Origin of the sequence: Acinetobacter sp. ACZLY 512 (assembly GCF_023614015.1) — a bacterium.
Classification (GTDB): Bacteria; Pseudomonadota; Gammaproteobacteria; order Pseudomonadales; family Moraxellaceae; genus Acinetobacter; species Acinetobacter soli.
Genome location: NZ_JAKIVI010000005.1, coordinates 46662 through 63188 on the forward strand (window position 1 = coordinate 46662; position 16527 = coordinate 63188).

18 protein-coding genes are annotated in these 16527 nt (G+C 42.4%); 8 read left to right on the plus strand and 10 right to left on the minus strand.

All coding sequences use genetic code 11. The features are described from left to right. Window positions 1-115: 115 nt before the first annotated feature. Genes rng through L2096_RS07275 form a run of 5 tightly spaced genes read right to left on the minus strand, consistent with a single transcriptional unit; the run spans window position 116 to window position 4558 of the window. Window positions 116-1570: a ribonuclease G gene (rng, locus tag L2096_RS07255; protein WP_004945752.1), complete on the minus strand. Its 1455-nt coding sequence runs from the start codon at window positions 1568-1570 to the stop codon at window positions 116-118. A 39-nt stretch (window positions 1571-1609) separates the two neighbouring features. After that, the gene (locus L2096_RS07260) at window positions 1610-2176 is read right to left on the minus strand and encodes a Maf family nucleotide pyrophosphatase (protein ID WP_151795067.1); all 567 of its coding nucleotides are present in this window, start codon (window positions 2174-2176) and stop codon (window positions 1610-1612) included. Next, entirely contained in the window at window positions 2164-2655 is a 492-nt protein-coding gene (gene mreD, locus L2096_RS07265) for a rod shape-determining protein MreD (RefSeq protein ID WP_004935277.1), read from the minus strand. The genes L2096_RS07260 and mreD overlap by 13 nt, the downstream gene beginning before the upstream one ends. Beyond that, entirely contained in the window at window positions 2642-3499 is an 858-nt protein-coding gene (gene mreC / locus L2096_RS07270) for a rod shape-determining protein MreC (RefSeq protein WP_004935273.1), read from the minus strand. The genes mreD and mreC overlap by 14 nt, the downstream gene beginning before the upstream one ends. A gap of 18 nt (window positions 3500-3517) precedes the next feature. Then, window positions 3518-4558, minus strand: a complete 1041-nt coding sequence (locus tag L2096_RS07275; protein ID WP_004935270.1) for a rod shape-determining protein — start codon at window positions 4556-4558, stop codon at window positions 3518-3520. A gap of 130 nt (window positions 4559-4688) precedes the next feature. On the opposite strand from L2096_RS07275, the gene gatC reads away from it, so the two are divergent. From gatC to L2096_RS07295, 4 genes are all read left to right on the plus strand, one after another. Continuing rightward, complete coding sequence (gatC, locus tag L2096_RS07280) at window positions 4689-5000, plus strand: Asp-tRNA(Asn)/Glu-tRNA(Gln) amidotransferase subunit GatC (protein WP_004922268.1); 312 nt, start codon at window positions 4689-4691, stop codon at window positions 4998-5000. Between the two features lie 52 nt (window positions 5001-5052). Further along, window positions 5053-6531: an Asp-tRNA(Asn)/Glu-tRNA(Gln) amidotransferase subunit GatA gene (gatA, locus tag L2096_RS07285; protein WP_055415541.1), complete on the plus strand. Its 1479-nt coding sequence runs from the start codon at window positions 5053-5055 to the stop codon at window positions 6529-6531. After that, window positions 6531-8018: an Asp-tRNA(Asn)/Glu-tRNA(Gln) amidotransferase subunit GatB gene (gene gatB, locus L2096_RS07290; RefSeq protein WP_250365152.1), complete on the plus strand. Its 1488-nt coding sequence runs from the start codon at window positions 6531-6533 to the stop codon at window positions 8016-8018. The genes gatA and gatB overlap by 1 nt, the downstream gene beginning before the upstream one ends. A gap of 74 nt (window positions 8019-8092) precedes the next feature. Continuing rightward, window positions 8093-8869 carry an LEM-3-like GIY-YIG domain-containing protein gene (locus L2096_RS07295; RefSeq protein ID WP_104124663.1) on the plus strand — a complete coding sequence of 259 codons (777 nt, stop codon included), beginning with the start codon at window positions 8093-8095 and terminating at the stop codon, window positions 8867-8869. A gap of 374 nt (window positions 8870-9243) precedes the next feature. Here the strand turns inward: L2096_RS07295 and L2096_RS07300 are convergent, their stop codons facing one another. The 3 genes from L2096_RS07300 to L2096_RS07310 all read right to left on the minus strand — a co-directional run bounded on the left by L2096_RS07300 (window position 9244) and on the right by L2096_RS07310 (window position 11724). Continuing rightward, a complete protein-coding gene (locus tag L2096_RS07300; protein ID WP_250365153.1) occupies window positions 9244-9756 on the minus strand; it encodes a hypothetical protein in 513 nt (170 codons plus the stop codon). An 81-nt stretch (window positions 9757-9837) separates the two neighbouring features. After that, entirely contained in the window at window positions 9838-10608 is a 771-nt protein-coding gene (locus L2096_RS07305) for a hypothetical protein (RefSeq protein WP_250365154.1), read from the minus strand. 36 nt (window positions 10609-10644) lie between these two features. Continuing rightward, window positions 10645-11724, minus strand: a complete 1080-nt coding sequence (locus L2096_RS07310) for a DUF1176 domain-containing protein (RefSeq protein WP_250365155.1) — start codon at window positions 11722-11724, stop codon at window positions 10645-10647. A gap of 131 nt (window positions 11725-11855) precedes the next feature. On the opposite strand from L2096_RS07310, the gene L2096_RS07315 reads away from it, so the two are divergent. Further along, on the plus strand, window positions 11856-12611 hold the full coding sequence (locus L2096_RS07315; RefSeq protein ID WP_250365156.1) for a DUF4850 domain-containing protein: 756 nt from the start codon (window positions 11856-11858) through the stop codon (window positions 12609-12611). On the opposite strand, the gene L2096_RS07320 is transcribed toward L2096_RS07315, so the two are convergent. Beyond that, entirely contained in the window at window positions 12601-13524 is a 924-nt protein-coding gene (locus L2096_RS07320) for a LysR substrate-binding domain-containing protein (protein WP_004935244.1), read from the minus strand. The two genes, L2096_RS07315 and L2096_RS07320, sit on opposite strands and share 11 nt — an antisense overlap. A 103-nt stretch (window positions 13525-13627) precedes the next feature. Here L2096_RS07320 and L2096_RS07325 point away from each other — a divergent pair, with 103 nt between their 5' ends. From L2096_RS07325 to L2096_RS07335, 3 genes are all read left to right on the plus strand, one after another. Next, window positions 13628-14197 carry a chromate transporter gene (locus L2096_RS07325; protein WP_250365157.1) on the plus strand — a complete coding sequence of 190 codons (570 nt, stop codon included), beginning with the start codon at window positions 13628-13630 and terminating at the stop codon, window positions 14195-14197. Further along, window positions 14194-14721: a chromate transporter gene (locus L2096_RS07330; protein ID WP_004935238.1), complete on the plus strand. Its 528-nt coding sequence runs from the start codon at window positions 14194-14196 to the stop codon at window positions 14719-14721. Before L2096_RS07325 ends, L2096_RS07330 begins: the two co-directional genes overlap by 4 nt. 144 nt (window positions 14722-14865) lie before the next feature. Further along, window positions 14866-15057 (plus strand): hypothetical protein, encoded by a 192-nt coding sequence (locus L2096_RS07335; RefSeq protein ID WP_025094528.1) that lies wholly within the window; start codon window positions 14866-14868, stop codon window positions 15055-15057. A 63-nt stretch (window positions 15058-15120) separates the two neighbouring features. On the opposite strand, the gene sbmA is transcribed toward L2096_RS07335, so the two are convergent. Beyond that, on the minus strand, window positions 15121-16323 hold the full coding sequence (sbmA, locus tag L2096_RS07340; RefSeq protein WP_004935232.1) for a peptide antibiotic transporter SbmA: 1203 nt from the start codon (window positions 16321-16323) through the stop codon (window positions 15121-15123). Between the last annotated feature and the right edge of the window lie 204 nt (window positions 16324-16527).

Here is a 16527-nt window from a genome sequence, read left to right on the forward strand (position 1 = left end):
TAAGACTAATATGGGAGAAAAGTCTTTGGCTACGTTGTGTCCCTAGTATTGAAAATTCGCCAATAAAAGTAAAATTTCAGTTGTAACAAGGATTAAGCGAAATCTTGTTACATCTTTAACTCAAAATGATATCGTATTGCTCTTGCGTGTATAAATTTTCAACTTGGAATTTTATGACACGCGTGATGAAATGCTCAAGATCCGCGACGGCTGGCGCTTCTGCCGTAAGTAGCCGGTCAATCACTGAAGGATGTGCGACAACAGTAAAGCCACTCTGTGATTCAAAAGCTCTCGCGTAACGTAAAATTTCTCGAAATATCTCGTAACAAACCGTCTCGGCTGTTTTGACATACCCCCGTCCCTGACAGGTCGGACACGATTCACAAAGTAAATGCTCTAACGACTCACGTGTACGTTTTCGGGTCATTTCAACCAAACCGAGCTCAGACACTTGCGTGATCTTAGTTTTGGCATGATCGCGTTCGAGCATCTTTTGAAACTGGTTCATGACCTCTTCGCGGTGCGTCGCTTCCTGCATGTCAATGAAATCAATGATAATAATTCCACCTAAGTTACGTAACCGTAACTGTCGTGCAATCACTTGCGTTGCTTCCATATTGGTTTTAAACACAGTGTCTTCAAGTGAGCGCCCACCCACATATGAGCCAGTATTGACATCAATCGTGGTCATGGCCTCCGTCTGATCGATCATCAGATAACCGCCAGACTTGAGCGCAACACGTGTTTGTAAGGCTTTTTGAATATCTTCTTCGACATTGTGCAAATCAAAAATCGGACGTTCACCCGGATAGTGAATCAGACGATTTTTAATATTAGGTACAAATTCGTCGATAAATTCGCTGAGTTTGGTGTAAACCTCTCGAGAGTCCACATAGACCTTTGCAGTGTCTTCATTGGCCAGATCACGAATCACTCGTTGTGGAAGCGGCAGCTCTTCAAAAATCAAGCTTGGAACTACAGCCTGTTTTTGTTTACGCTGAATAAACTCCCAAAGTTTGGCCAAGTAACGCATATCCTGAACAATCGATTCTTCATCGACTCCTTCGGCTGCTGTGCGTACAATCACACTGCCCGGCAATTTTTGCTCGGCCTGAATGCGCTCAATAATGCCTCTTAAACGGTCACGCTCTTCTTCTGCTTCGATGCGTTGCGACACGCCTATATGATGGCCGTATGGCATCATGACCAGATATCGCGAAGGAATAGATAAATCGGTGCTTAGGCGCGCGCCTTTGGTTCCCAGCATATCTTTCATCACTTGAACCGTGAGAACCTGCCCCGGATGTAGCAACTCAAATACATTCGGCGTAGGTTGCGCGCGTGGCCAGACCATATCATTGATATGTAAAAAAGCAGTTCGGGACAAACCGATATCGACAAAGGCAGCCTGCATTCCAGGCAAAACGCGCACAACTTTACCCATGTAAATGTTGCCCACCAAGCCCCGTTTAACAGTACGTTCAACAAATAGTTCGTTTACTGTTCCGTTTTGAATTAATGCCACCCGACACTCCATGGGCGTGACATTAATAAGTAATTCTTCCGACATAAAAAAACTCAAAGCGTTATAAAAATTCTTGTTTCAGAGTTAATTTAAGGCCTTAACTCGTTGTAATAACTGTGTTAGCTCGTGCAAAGGCAAGCCCACTACATTGGTATAACTACCTTCTATACGCGGAATAAACTGCGCAGCAATTCCTTGTATGGCATATCCGCCTGCTTTACCGATGGGTTCGCCTGTAGCCCAGTAGCGCTCCATATCGGTCAGACTGAGCGACTGGAATTCGACGGCGGTGCGCACACAAAGCGACTCGTGCTGATGTAGTGTTGCAACGCAGAGTCCGGTCAAAACCTCATGACGACGTCCTGAGAGTTCAGACCAAATCGCAAATGCATGTTGTTTTGATTCTGGTTTTCCAATGATCTTACCATCAACACTCACACTTGTGTCAGCAGCAATCACAATTGATTCAGGAAATTGACTTAAAATCGTATGGGCTTTTTCGACGGCTAAACGTTCAACATAGTCATGTGCCTGCTCATGATCGAGAACAGACTCATCAATATCTGGTGCATGCACCTCAAAGGTCAACCCCAGTTGACTGAGTAATTCGTGTCGTCTGGGGGAACTGGAAGCCAGTATTAAATGCGCCATCGTTTTAAACAATAGTACACAACAGGCCAAAATAAGATACTGGTCAAAAGCGGTTGCCAGTGTCGTGCCAGTGAAAAGCGCATATCACCTAGCGTTTGTGCAAACCAGATAAACAAAAGATGAGCTAAAATTGCCAATCCAGCAAGCGTCCAGATATTCCAAAAGGTTAAAATTCGGCGTTCACGGGTAAAGTAGCGCACAAAAAAGGTGATCAGTACAAAGCTTAACGCGTTTAAACCCAATGGTGCATCGAGCAGCAAATCGGTAAAAATACCCAACGCAAAGGCAAACCATACTCCACACCATGTAGGCTGGCACAGTACCCAAAACAGCATGATCATTAGCATGATCAGTGGGCGCCATCCCGAAATGTCATACGATAACGGGTATACCATTAGTACCGAGCCAATCACAATCGATAGAACGATCACCAATAATGGATCTTTAGATTTTTTTACACTGAGTTTAGCGATCGGCATACGGTTGCTCCATCGCCAAAGATTCCGAAAACAGTACCACGACATGATGACCGCTGGCCAATTGAGCCGCAGGTGTTACATCGATTTCGGCAAACTCGCCCGAATTGTGACGACGAACTTGAGATACAGTTCCAACCAAATATCCCGCAGGGAAATGCTCACCCAAACCAGAGCTATAAACTTTATCGCCTACTTGGATATTGGCACTTGTTGCCACATATTCCATTTTCAGACGTCCCAAATCGCCAGTACCAGTGACAATTGCACGCATGCCTGTGCGCTCAAGCCGAACCGATAAGGAATGTTCTTTGTCTGATAGCAGCATGACACGGGAACTATGTGGATAGACATTAATAATTTGTCCCATGATACCTTTGTCATCGAGTACGGTTTGCCCGACTTTTAGATGACTATTTGCACCACGGTTAATAATAATGATATGACGAAGTGGATCTGCATCTGTACCGATCACTTCCGCAATTTCCATACGACCATCGATAATCAACGGCGTATCGAGTAATCCACGTAAACGGGTGTTTTCTGCCGACAGCTCGGATAGTTTTTGCAGACGAACCTGTGCCTGAAGCAATTCAGCTTGCATCGCAGTATTTTCACGACGTAATTGAGCTTCAGATTTGGTTTGTTGATTGAGCCACTCTCGCGACAATACCGGATAGCTTGCCAGCGCATAAATTGGATTATACGCTGCATTCAAGACATCCCTTGCAGGCTGAATGACGTGTGGCATGCGCCAGTTAAAAAACAGCACCACCACACTTGTAATCACTGCAATAATAAAGGAGCGAAAAGATGGCGGTTGTCTTGAAAAAAGATTCGGTTGCACCGCCTCGTTCCTATTGGATTAGCCTACAAAAAGCATGTCATGGTTTGGATTGTCAAAAAATTCAAGCACTTTGCCACCACCACGGGTTACGCAAGTGAGTGGATCTTCTGCAACCACCACAGGTAAGCCAGTTTCTTGCGCGAGTAATTTATCAAGATTACGTAGCAACGCACCACCACCAGTCAGCACAATACCGCGCTCTGCGATATCTGAAGACAATTCTGGCGGTGTTTGTTCAAGTGCAGATTTAACCGCGCTGACAATACTTTGTAATGGATCTGCAATAGCTTGCATCACTTCGTCAGAGGTCACGGTAATTGAACGTGGCACACCTTCTGCCAAATTACGACCACGCACTTCAATTTCAAGTTTAGTGTCGTCGGCAATGGCCATACCCACTTCTTTCTTGATAATTTCAGCGGTGGTTTCACCAATTACACAGCCATGCGCTTTACGTACATAATGAATAATTTGCTCATCAAATACATCGCCGCCAATACGTAACGAATCGGCATAGACACAACCCTGCAATGAAATAATCGCAATTTCAGTAGTTCCACCACCAACATCGACCACCATCGAACCACAGGCTTGCTCGACGGGCATACCCGCACCGATAGCAGCAGCCATTGGCTCTTCAATCAAACGAACATCACGCGCACCTGCATTAAATACCGCTTCACGGATGGCACGGCGCTCGACCAGTGTCGATTTACACGGTACACATACCACAACACGCGGTGCAGGTGGGAATAAACGCTTTTCGTGGACTTTACCAATAAACTGGTTCAGCATGGTCTCGGTCACTTCAAAGTCGGCAATTACACCGTCTTTCATTGGACGAATCGCGGAAATATTGGCTGGTGTACGACCTAACATTTGTTTAGCATCAAGACCTACAGCAGCAACAATTTTCTGTGAGCCACTGTGACGAATGGCCACAACAGTCGGTTCATTTAATATAATGCCTCGGCCTGGTGCATAAATAAGTGTATTTGCTGTACCTAAATCAATGGCTAGATCTGGCGAAAACAAGCCAATTAGTCGTTTTAGAATCACGGGTCGTTCTCAGTTAAACTTTATATGGACGCAAGTTGGCAACTTTAACTAAATGTGATGCTTTGAACAAGTCAATCGCTTATTATAAGCCACATTATTTGCAAATTTTCATACAGACTTAGGTGATGTTATGTCTACATCGGATGCTCAGCATTCAGATTTAAATGCACAAACCGTATCGCAAATCGCCAATCTTGCTCGATTGTCGCTGAATGATACGCAATCTGCCGAATATGCTCAAAGTCTAAATAAAATTTTAGACATGATGGAAAGCTTAAAAAGTATCGATACCGATGGTGTTGAGCCACTAAAGAGTCCGTTTGATACCGCGCAACCGTTGCGCCAAGATGCGGTAACGGAAACTAATCATCGTGAAGAATATCAAGCAGTTGCTCCAGCAACCGAAGCTGGACTGTATCTGGTTCCTCGCGTAATCGAATAATACTCTCGCTACTTAAATTGCTTACAATTTTGAACGTAAAGAATTTTTACTTATGACCGATTTACACCGCTTATCTGTTCGTGAGCTCGCCGAGGGTCTAGGCCAAGCTCAATTTTCTTCCCGCGAACTCACACAACATTATCTGAACCGCATCGACAAAATCGACGCTCAGGTAAAAAGTTATGTCACTGTGACCCACGAACAGGCACTGGCTCAGGCCGATGCTGCCGATGCCTTGCGTCAGGCTGGCAACGCTGGCTTCCTCACTGGCGTTCCATTGGCACACAAAGATATCTTTTGTACCAAAGGCATTAAAACCACTGCTGGTTCTAAAATGCTCGACAATTTTATTTCGCCTTATGACGCCACAGTGGTTGCCAAAGGCAATGCAGCAGGTTTAGTGACCTTGGGCAAACTCAACATGGATGAGTTTGCAATGGGCTCAACCTCAGAAAGCTCCTACTTTGGTGCAACGTGTAACCCATGGGCACTCGACCGTGTACCGGGCGGTTCATCGGGTGGTTCGGCAGCTGCCGTGGCCGCAGACCTTGCTCCGTTTGCCACAGGTACAGACACGGGCGGCTCTATTCGTCAGCCGGCGTCGTTTTGTGGTTTAACAGGGTTAAAGCCGACCTATGGCCGTGTATCACGCTTTGGTATGATCGCCTATGCATCTTCACTAGATCAGGGCGGCCCAATGGCACGCTCTGCCGAAGACTGCGCTTACCTTATGAATGTGATGGCAGGTCATGATGCCAAAGATTCAACATCTGTCAAAAAAGACGTCGATGACTACGTAGCGAACTTAAATGCAACAGCACTAAAAGGCCTGCGTATTGGTATTCCAAAGCAGTACTTCAATGTGGCAGGCTTAGATGCCGAGGTAAAAGCACGCGTAGAAGAATCTCTGAAAAAACTGGAAGAGATGGGCGCGGTACTGGTCGAGATTGACCTTAGCATGACTGAAAGCTATGTACCGACTTATTACCTGATTGCACCTGCTGAAGCCTCATCGAATCTATCGCGTTATGACGGTGTACGTTACGGCTACCGCTGTGAAAATCCGGTCGATTTGATGGATTTATACAAACGTTCACGCTCAGAAGGTTTTGGTGCAGAAGTACAGCGCCGTATCTTGATTGGTACTTATGCCCTTTCGGCTGGCTATTATGATGCCTACTATGTAAAAGCGCAGAAAGTACGCCGCTTAATTCAGCAAGATTTCTTAAAAGCATTTGAAAATGTCGATGTGATTGCTGCGCCATCTGCACCCACCACAGCTTATAAAATTGGTGCCGATCTCACACCGGTTGAAATGTATTTGGGCGATATTTATACCCTTGCAGTGAACCTTGCGGGCTTACCTGCAATCAATGCACCTGTGGGCCTCGACAGCAACAATTTACCTGTCGGTTTACAACTGATTGGTAATTACTGGTCTGAGTCGCAATTGCTTTCAATTGTGCATCAGTACCAACAAGACACCACCTTCCACACACAACGTGCGGCAATTGCTGAGGAGAATGCCTAATGAATAATCCTTCAAAAGCAGCTCAAAAAAAGCCAAAGTCGAACCTGATTGATGGTTGGGAAGTGGTGATCGGGATTGAGATTCATACCCAGCTTGCAACCCAATCTAAAATTTTCTCGGGTTCTTCTACCGAATTTGGTCAAGACCCGAATACGCAAGCAAGTTTGGTCGATTTGGCCATGCCGGGTGTATTGCCAGTATTAAATGAAGAAGTGGTGAATCTTGCGATCCGCTTTGGCTTGGGCATCGATGCATATATCGATCAGGCTTCTGTATTTGCACGTAAAAACTATTTCTATCCAGATTCGCCAAAAGGCTATCAGATCAGCCAGATGGACAATCCGATTGTGGGCTTGGGCCATATCGACATCCAGCTTGAAGATGGCACCGTCAAACGCATCGGCGTGACGCGTGCGCATTTAGAGGAAGATGCCGGTAAATCGATTCATGATCAGTTCGAAGGTATGTCGGGTATCGACTTAAACCGTGCCGGCACACCATTGCTCGAAATCGTATCTGAACCAGATATGCGCTCGGTCGAAGAAGCGGTTGCATATATTAAATCGATTCACACGCTTGTGCGCTGGTTAGGAATTTCCGACGGTAACATGGCAGAAGGTTCATTCCGTGCCGACTGTAACGTGTCCTTGCGCCGTCCGGGCGATGCATTTGGTACCCGCTGTGAGCTGAAAAACCTCAACTCGTTCCGTTTTATCGAGCAAGCGATCAATGTCGAAATTGAACGCCAGATGGAAATTTTGGAATGGGGCGGCACGATTGATCAGGAAACCCGTTTGTTTGATCCAAACAAAATGGAAACCCGCTCAATGCGTTCTAAAGAAGAAGCGAACGACTATCGCTACTTCCCAGATCCAGATTTGTTGCCTGTGATCATTGCAGATGAGCAAATTGAAGCAATTAAAGCAACCATGCCGGAGCTTCCTGCTGCACGCCGTGAACGTTTTATCGCTGAATTTGCAATTACCGAATACGATGCGCATGTACTTACCTTGTCTCGTGAAATGGCCGATTTTTATGAAGCGGTTGTCGCAGCGGCTGGGGGTGCAGCACACGGTAAAATTGCTGCAAACTGGGTGATGGGTGAATTCTCTGGTGCCTTAAATAAAGCTGGCCTAGAGCTTGCAGATTCGCCTGTGTCTGCCGAACAATTGGGTGGCATGATTGCACGTATTGTCGATAACACCATCAGCGGCAAAATTGCAAAACAAGTCTTTGGCTTTATATGGGATGAAGGCAAATCTGCCGATGCCATTATTCAAGAAAAAGGTTTGAAACAAGAAACTGATACAGGTGCGATTGAAGCCATTATTAAAGACGTACTTGCAGCCAATGAAAAAATGGTTGAAGAGTATAAGTCTGGTAAAGAGAAAGCTTTTAATGGCCTTGTAGGTCAAGTGATGAAAGCTTCAAAAGGCAAAGCCAACCCTGCTCAAGTGAATGAATTGATGAAGAAGTTGATTAGTTAGATTTTTGTATCTTTAATTGGTTTCATGATATAAAACCTCGTAGTAATACGGGGTTTTATATTAAGGCTGAAATAATGAAGAATAATCACTTTTCGGATGAAGTTTCAAATCGTTTAGGTTGGTATGTATATCGATTAATAGATCCACGTGATGGTCAAACTTTTTATGTTGGCAAGGGTCGAGGTAATAGGGTTTTTCAGCATACAAGAGGAGAGATTAAAGAAGATGATAATGATATTCTAAGCTACAAGCTAAAATTAATTAAACAGATAAAAAATACTAACCTAGATATTATTCATATTATTCATCGACATGGCATTAAAGATGAAGAAACAGCGTTTCAAATTGAGGCCGCTCTTATCGATGCTTATGCTGGCTTATCAAATATTATGAATGGTAATGGTAGTAATGAATTCGGAGTAGCTCACGTGCAAGAAATTATAAATACTTATGAAATTGAAACAGTAGAAATTGATGACAAAGCACTAATTATTTCTATTAATAAAAGTGCTTTAGAGCGAAATATTTATGATGCTGTAAGATTTGCATGGAAGATTAGTTTAACAGAGGCTAAAAAAGCAGAATTAGTATTAGCAACAATTCAAGGTGTCATTAAGGGTGTTTTTATTGTTGATGAATGGAAAGAAGCTACTAAAGAAAATTTCCCACAATTTATGCTCATAAATGAAGATATCTATGATGAAACTATGCGTAAAAAGAGATTTGGTTTCGTGGGTAAAGAAGCCTCATCATTTTTTTTAAATAAATATATTAATAAAAGAGTTCCAGATAAATTTCGAAAAAAAGGAGCAAGTAATCCAGTTAAATATTCATGGAAAGTAAAAGACTGAATCAATATTTATTATCAATTGGAGCGAAAATTAAATTTTAGTTATATTTATAAAATGATACCAAATAGAATCTCTGTAAATACTTACTTATAAATATTATTCAAATGTGAGCGCTTTTATAAATAGGGGTTATGATGTACTTTTTTCTCTTCATTTAGCTTATTCATGCTTAGAGACATAATTTAGAGCTAAAAATACGCTTTATTAATTTAGAAACTTTCACCCCCATTCCATGCTATCTAAATTTATATTTTAATATTGATTAGCAAGAAATAAGCTTGCTAATCAAATTATTAGATTAATCTAGTCTAGAAGTAAATTATTAAATTCAGAATCTATAATATATAAATTATTTCCTAATAAGATTAAGTTATTTATAATCCCAACTTACTCAACACACCCGGCGTCAAAAACGTCATCGCCACTTTGTTTAAATCGATATAACGTAGTGTTCCTTGTAACTGCTGTTTCACTGCCGGATCTTTTACAATCTCTTCACCTGCATTTTGTCCCAATTGCTGAAAACTCTGCCCCACCGCCTGCAAGCCTTCGGTTTGAATCACATTTTTAGTCTGTGCCGAACATTGATCGATAATAATCCGTTGCAACACTTGCGCAAGCTTTTGGTCAAGCTGATCTTTTTGCTCAGCACTCACATTACTAAATGCTTTTAAATCGGGATGCGCCGATAACGCCGCATAAGTCCATTGCAACACCGTCGTTTTATCGGCTGCTGTGGTCGATTTCACCAAGCAATCACTCAACTGATCCACTGCGGGGCCAGCATTTGCCATTTGAGTTGCTCCAAATATAGCCGCTACAAGCGTAAAGGCACATGTGATGGTAGAGCGTTTTTGCCCCAATAACGAATCACAACGCTGTAACATAAGTTTCACTCCAATCTGCAATTGCCTACTTTTAGCATATTTTGTTTTATTTAATCTGTTAGGTGGCTGTAAATATCACAATTAACCCTGACCGGTATAATTCCAATTTTCAGGAATATTGGGCTGCTTTGGTACTCGATTTAAATCGATATTTAAGTCGCGACTACCTTTGTAAGATTTTTCACCCGAATCGGATGCTGGTGATATATCTAAATGATAGCGATAACGAAATTGCCATAGCATCGGCTTGAGTGGCCGAATATCCAGACTCAAGCCATCTTCATCATGACAACGCCCTTTTGAAGTTGCATAGTCCTGCTCTGAAAAACAGGCTCGAACCATACGACTAAAACTAAATGGATAATTTTCAATAAAGCGATGTGCCTGACCTGAATCTTTTAATTCATAAAAACTGGCTTGTTCTATTTTTGCGCCACCACCCGAATACATTTCAGAAATACGCTCAATGACTGCAATTGCATAACGATTTTCAGTCATTGGAAAAAGTTTGGGAAATACATATTGTTTTTGATCATCGTCTTCGCTGGCGACTGTCACGATATTCCACTGTCGAATGAATTTATAACCCATCGCTGACGGCTTAAATTGTGCAACATCATTACGATTCGATAAAACCCACAAATTCTGGTCTGGAGTTGTTAGGCTTCTCCATTGCACTCCTTTTTTGCATAGTTTTTTGAGTTGTGTACAGAGTTGATCTTGAGTGGTTTGGTTAAGTTGTCCAGTTTTGAAATCGAGAATCTGTAAAGGTGCAGCAAAAACAGAGCTACTCAAGCAGGCAGATGCACCCATTAAAATTATTCCACCCAAACCAATCTTATGCTTAAGCATGTTGTTTCCTTTGGCTATTTTACGTTCACAGTTTAATTATTTCACCACTGCTTCAATCTGATCGAGTTCCCAAACACCACCAGCCGCAATATTTTTACACATCCCTGTCCATCTGTTTTGATTTTGTACATAGCGTTGTCCATCCCAAATCCATGACTGCTCTAACCAACAATCGCCAATTCCTCTGCCCTTAAACGCACTGCTGATTTCACCAGAAGCAATGTCGGTTGCCCATTCGGTCACATACGTGGTCTGCCCTTGCAATGACTGGTCTAATACCCATGCGCCATAGCCTTCGTTGTATGCACCGCGAACGCACAAGGTTGTAGCCAAAACTTTACCATTGGTGAGTTTATACAACTGAATAGATTGAGGTTTTGCACCTTTGTCGGCGCCGTTATAAATCCCTTCACAAAAATCGGTTTCTTTTGGTTTTGGATTTGCAGCTAACAAGCGTGTATGCAGGCTTTGATATTGTTTGGTGTTGGGTTTTAGGGTGAGATATGGCTGATCGGCTGTTTTTACCTTTTTAATCATTAACTTAGGCTGAGGCATCAATACATTCGATTCATTTGTACTGCCTTTTTTGACGATAGCCCCCGTAGTACCAATACGTTTTTGCAAATCATCCATTTTAAGCAGTACGGCGGTCATACCTGCATCGGAAATATTCCAAACGTAATGCGAATTTTTAAAGCTCATCTTGGTTTTCTGCGAAGCTTGTTTGAGCAATGCATTCACTTGTGCAGCCGAAAGCGTGCCCATCAATGGCGATTCAACCTCTTTCACGGCGACAGCACCCAAATCTTTGTCATTGATATAAAAATGAATATTCTTGACTTGATTGGCAGCAAAGCTATCCTCGCCACCATTTGCGAGCGCAAATTGTGCGCGTACAGGCTCCTTTGGTCCTGCCACCCGAGTAAGTAGAATCGATGCTGGATTTTGCTGACCGTCATCACTTTGATAACCCGCGGCACGGCAAGTTCCGGTATTTGAACAATACACTTCCCAGTTTTGATGGGTAAAGGCAGTGCCCTGAATATCCTGTGCAAAGGCAAAGTAACTTATTGCCATAAAGCCACAACCTGACACTATTTTTTTTAGTTGGATCATTTGGAATTCTCATCAACTTATTATGAATCTATCCATCATTCTAAAACCTTTTTGAATGGAACAGTCATACACGCTTGTATTAAAAATATGCTAGCTTTAAAACAGCTATTTTATTGGGATCTATCCTTATAATGATAAAATTGATCATCAAAACTATTCTTTCTTTAGGTTCGATACTTTGGCTTCCATTGACACATGCTGAAGTATCCACGTTTAAGCCGTCTTTTCCTCAATTTTCAAATACAGCTAAACAACGCCAAGCAATGAATCAAATATATACATTGGGTGAAGTCTCCTTTAGCAATGATGTTCGCGTTCCTTTTTATGGTGTTACTGCACCTAATCCCGTCAATGATGGACTGTTAAAAGGCTTTAAATCGTGTACAGCAAAAAGCTGTCATTTTGATTTTAAGCTAGATGCTAATCTAGCAAAGCAACTTAAATTGGTCGGACTACCTGAAATTGGCGCGGTACTGGTTCCAAAAGATTGGCAAGATATCGAAGCAAATGCTGGGGCAAATGGTACAGGTTCAGCATTGTTGATGAGCAAAAATCAAAAACAAGCCATTGAACTATATGATTCTTCAGTTTGTGTTGGTTGCGGTATGCCCTATGCCAGCCTGTATTTTCCAAACCTTTTAAAAGAAAGCATAGAAAATGAATTTGGCGGTTATAAAGACTCACAGAAATTGTTGAATGTGGTACATCCATCCAAACATAGCGCTTTCTTTAGTTATCAGATTCCGAAGCTGAATAATAAAACGCATGGCGTTGCAAAATATCGTGATGATGGTGACTTTAACTTTCGAGAAATCAAAGTCACGTTAGATAAATCACAGCAACATTTGGTTGGCCCGATTTTAAATTTCTATCAGTTTACTCATTAATATTAACTACATTTTCAAATGACTGGCTGGCTTTCAACAGATTCAAAAAATGCGTCACACGGATATTGTTGTCTTTGGCCCGATAAATTGCATAAATTGGTGCAATACATGGCTTTTTTGCTTCGAGTGACCGATAAACGATTTGTTTATTCCAGAAATCTTGAATGGATGCTGGCACAATCGACAACCCAATGCCTGCGGCAATCAAGTTTAAACTCGATGTGAGCCTTGGCGCTTCCTGAATAATATTTGGACTAAATCCAGCCTGATAGCAATTGGCTAAAATATTGTCAAACAAATCCTGACCAGCAAGACGCCGATATAAAACAAACTCAAAAGGTTCAAGGTCAATTAAACGAATCGTATCAGGATGTTCTACCAAAGGATGGCTCGTTGGCAAAGCCACAATGAGAGGTTCGTTCAGTACATGCACACTGTGTAGTTCGGTTCTTACAGGGGCCGGTTTTCTTAAAAATGCAATGTCTAGTTTCTCGTTCATAACTGAATCGATGAGCGCACCGCTGCTTTCTTCTTCTAGATGAATCGAGACCTGAGCAAACTGATCACGATATCGACGTAATAATGCAGGTAAAAATGGATGTAAGCCGACCGAATTGGTAAAGCCAATATTGAGCTGTCCAGCTTTACCCTGTGCAATGCTCTGTACTCGTCTGGGAATGGCCTGTGCATGTGCCAAAATGGTGAGTGCTTCTTCATACAGTGCTTTGCCGGCTTCAGTTACTTCAACGCCACGAGGCAGTCGCTTAAGCAACTGAATTTCAAGCTCTTCTTCAAGGCTTTTAATCAGTCGTGTAAGAGGCGGTTGCTGCATATGCAGACGCTGTGCTGCTCTGGAAATATTATTTTCCTCGACCACCGCCACAAAGGCATTGAGTTTATGAATATCAATCATCGCTATACCTTTTCGGTATGTTTAGTGGCAAAAATAGCATTTGTAAATATACCATGATCGGCTCATGCTATGTCTATCAAAGATTTAACAGTATGAGGGTTTAATGAAAGTACACGCCATGCCAATAGCCAGTGAACAGACATCTACGCCCAGTTGTAAGGCTTTGTTTATCGGGTTTATGAAACTTGGGCTCATGGGTTTTGGTGGAGTATTACCGCTGGCACATCGCATGATTGTTGAAGACCAGAAATGGCTCGATGAAGCACAATTTACCAATTTACTCGGAGTGTGCCAGCTTCTTCCCGGAGGCAATATTATTAATATGTCTGTTGCCATCGGGATGCAATTTCAAGGCGTAAAAGGTGCGTTCAGTTCAATTTTAGGGCTCATTTCAGCACCCACTTTGATTGTGCTGGGGTTGTATCAAATTTATGAACACTTTCAACATCTTCCAACTGTAAGACACATGATTCAAGGCCTTGCTGCAGCCGCGGCCGGATTACTGTTTGCCACAGGTTTAAAAATGCTACGCCCGATCATGAAAAGTTACTTAACTGCCCTGACCATCGTGCTGACGTTTATATGTATGCTGATCGTGAAAATTCCTTTGGCGCTCACTTTACTGATTTTACTGGTCATCAACTTTGTCATTTTGGGAGCTCGAAAAGCATGATATCGGTTTTGGTGGTTTTAGCAGGTGTTTTCGCGCAATTGTCTGTATTGGCCTTTGGTGGAGGTAATGCCATTTTGCCTGAAATGCAGCATCAGGTGGTGAATGTACATCACTGGATGACGGCTGAGCAATTTAGTTCGCTATTTGCCATGGCACAGGCGGCACCCGGCCCAAATATGATGATTATCCCCTTGATTGGCTGGCATGTTGCAGGCCCAGCTGGCTTGCTGGTGACCTCATTGGCAAAATTTGGTCCCTCATCGATTATCACTGTATATGCATTAAAATTCTGGGATCGATTTAAAGCACATCCATTACGTGGTCGTTTTGAGCAGGCATTAAAACCCATTACAGTCGGTCTGGTTTTGGTCAGTGCATGGCTGATTGCAGATGCATCAGCACAAAATATGTTTCTGATTGCCATTGTGGTATTCACTGCGGCAATGGGACTGGTCAAAAAAATTCATCCGTTATGGATCATGATTTGTGGTGCAGGCTTAGGAGTTGTCTTTCTTGGCTCATGATTCACTTTTGCCAACAAGAGCAGCATCGCGAATTTTTATGTACACAGTATGAATGGTTCTTCACACAACTCCTCTCATTTCTCCCTACTCTCTGGCTAGGCATGTCGCATCATAGACTTATAAAACAAGGTCAAGGGTGTAAATATGACTAAATTAAAAGCGATACTCGCAAGCGTTCTGGTGACATCAACCGTACTCACAGCAGGCTGTGTAGTCGATCCATTTGGTTATGATGGTCCTCATCATCGAGATGGCCATGGTCGCTATGATCGAGACCATCGTGGATGGGATGATCGTGGACGTTATGATCATCGTGGTTGGGATGACCGCCGCTAAATCAAATATCAAACAACGCTTTAAACATCAAAAAAGCCTTCATTGTACTGAAGGCTTTTTTAATCAGGATGATTGATCCAAAATCGATTCAAATGCTTTTAAACGCTTACGAATAGAAAGTAACTCAATAATCGTTTTCCACGAATTAATTAAATACTGGAATGAATCACGTACTTTATTGAATACTCCACCGATTTGATTGATCAAACCCAAACTTAGTTTACCCGCTGCAATCGATGGAAATAACACAACCAAATTGTAGAGAATATCTAACTGACCATACCAAGTCGCAGTCAAGTTAAAATAAGCATAGTGAAAATAAAGACGAAAGTAATTTGTACGCACACGGCTAAATAATTCTTTCAGTGTTGCGGGTCTAGCACGGTCAGCATGATCTTCACCATAGACCAACTCTTTACGATAGGCCGCTTCCACTTTTTGATTATTAAATTGCAAGCCAGGCAATTTAATCCCGACCACCATCAAAAGTACCGTACCAAATACTGCCCAAACGATGGCGGCCCAAACCAACGAATGATTGAGCTCACCAATAATCGGAACGACGGGTACATATTTGGAAAGCTGAAACAATAACGGTAAAAAGGCAATCAAGGTCATCATGGCCTTGACCAGTTCAACTCCCAAGTCTTCCATAATAGTGGCAAAACGCATGGTGTCTTCTTGCACACGCTGTGAGGCACCTTCGATGTGGCGGAGCTTATCCCAATGCGCTGTATAGAAATCATTCATTGCAGTACGCCAGCGAAAGACGTAATGGCTGGTAAAGAAGGAATTCACGACAGCCAGCGTTACCCCCACCATGGCAATATAAAGAAAAACTAGAGTTTCTTTATACAAATCCATGATGTTACCGCCACCATTGGTCAGCATACTCTGAATGAGATCCCAAAATGGGACATACCAGGCATTGACCAAAACACTGATTTGTACGCCAAACCAGATATTAAATAAAATAAATGCACTTCCCCATATCGACCAGCGTTGCCAAGGGTTGTCTGACAGCATTTTCCAGAACCCAGCAAAAAGCGCGGTTGCGATAAAAAACCAGATATAAAACCATATAAATGCGGGAGACCAAAAACGTGCAACACTTACCGCCAGCTCCGCATCGGCATAGCCCTTAGGAAAGCCAACAAATTCGCCCCAGTGTTTTCCACCCGAGTACCACAGCAGCAGATTGATACCAAACCAAAAAATGAGGGATAAAACAAACCATTTCGGTTTTGGAAAAAATGATTTAAACATGGTAAATTTTTATTCCTTCATGACGAATCGTCGCATTTGAATCAAGCCTAAAGCGCGAAACTTAAATTTAACCTAAACGATATTTATCGTCTCGTTGTAGATTGATCCAATTTCCTGTTCTTTTAATCATTTTTTGTAACAAGTGCAAGCACCAAAGCATCTTCATACAATATCGCCATTGAGCCAGCTCAAAAACTCATTTTT

Coding starts and splice junctions, on each gene's coding strand:
- rng (WP_004945752.1), bottom strand. CDS start 1,570: ATGTCGGAAGAATTACTTATTAATGTCACGCCCATGGAGTGTCGGGTG.
- L2096_RS07260 (WP_151795067.1), bottom strand. CDS start 2,176: ATGGCGCATTTAATACTGGCTTCCAGTTCCCCCAGACGACACGAATTA.
- mreD (WP_004935277.1), bottom strand. CDS start 2,655: ATGCCGATCGCTAAACTCAGTGTAAAAAAATCTAAAGATCCATTATTG.
- gatC (WP_004922268.1), top strand. CDS start 4,689: ATGTCTACATCGGATGCTCAGCATTCAGATTTAAATGCACAAACCGTA.
- gatA (WP_055415541.1), top strand. CDS start 5,053: ATGACCGATTTACACCGCTTATCTGTTCGTGAGCTCGCCGAGGGTCTA.
- gatB (WP_250365152.1), top strand. CDS start 6,531: ATGAATAATCCTTCAAAAGCAGCTCAAAAAAAGCCAAAGTCGAACCTG.
- L2096_RS07295 (WP_104124663.1), top strand. CDS start 8,093: ATGAAGAATAATCACTTTTCGGATGAAGTTTCAAATCGTTTAGGTTGG.
- L2096_RS07300 (WP_250365153.1), bottom strand. CDS start 9,756: ATGTTACAGCGTTGTGATTCGTTATTGGGGCAAAAACGCTCTACCATC.
- L2096_RS07305 (WP_250365154.1), bottom strand. CDS start 10,608: ATGCTTAAGCATAAGATTGGTTTGGGTGGAATAATTTTAATGGGTGCA.
- L2096_RS07310 (WP_250365155.1), bottom strand. CDS start 11,724: ATGATCCAACTAAAAAAAATAGTGTCAGGTTGTGGCTTTATGGCAATA.
- L2096_RS07315 (WP_250365156.1), top strand. CDS start 11,856: ATGATAAAATTGATCATCAAAACTATTCTTTCTTTAGGTTCGATACTT.
- L2096_RS07320 (WP_004935244.1), bottom strand. CDS start 13,524: ATGATTGATATTCATAAACTCAATGCCTTTGTGGCGGTGGTCGAGGAA.
- L2096_RS07325 (WP_250365157.1), top strand. CDS start 13,628: ATGAAAGTACACGCCATGCCAATAGCCAGTGAACAGACATCTACGCCC.
- L2096_RS07330 (WP_004935238.1), top strand. CDS start 14,194: ATGATATCGGTTTTGGTGGTTTTAGCAGGTGTTTTCGCGCAATTGTCT.
- L2096_RS07335 (WP_025094528.1), top strand. CDS start 14,866: ATGACTAAATTAAAAGCGATACTCGCAAGCGTTCTGGTGACATCAACC.
- sbmA (WP_004935232.1), bottom strand. CDS start 16,323: ATGTTTAAATCATTTTTTCCAAAACCGAAATGGTTTGTTTTATCCCTC.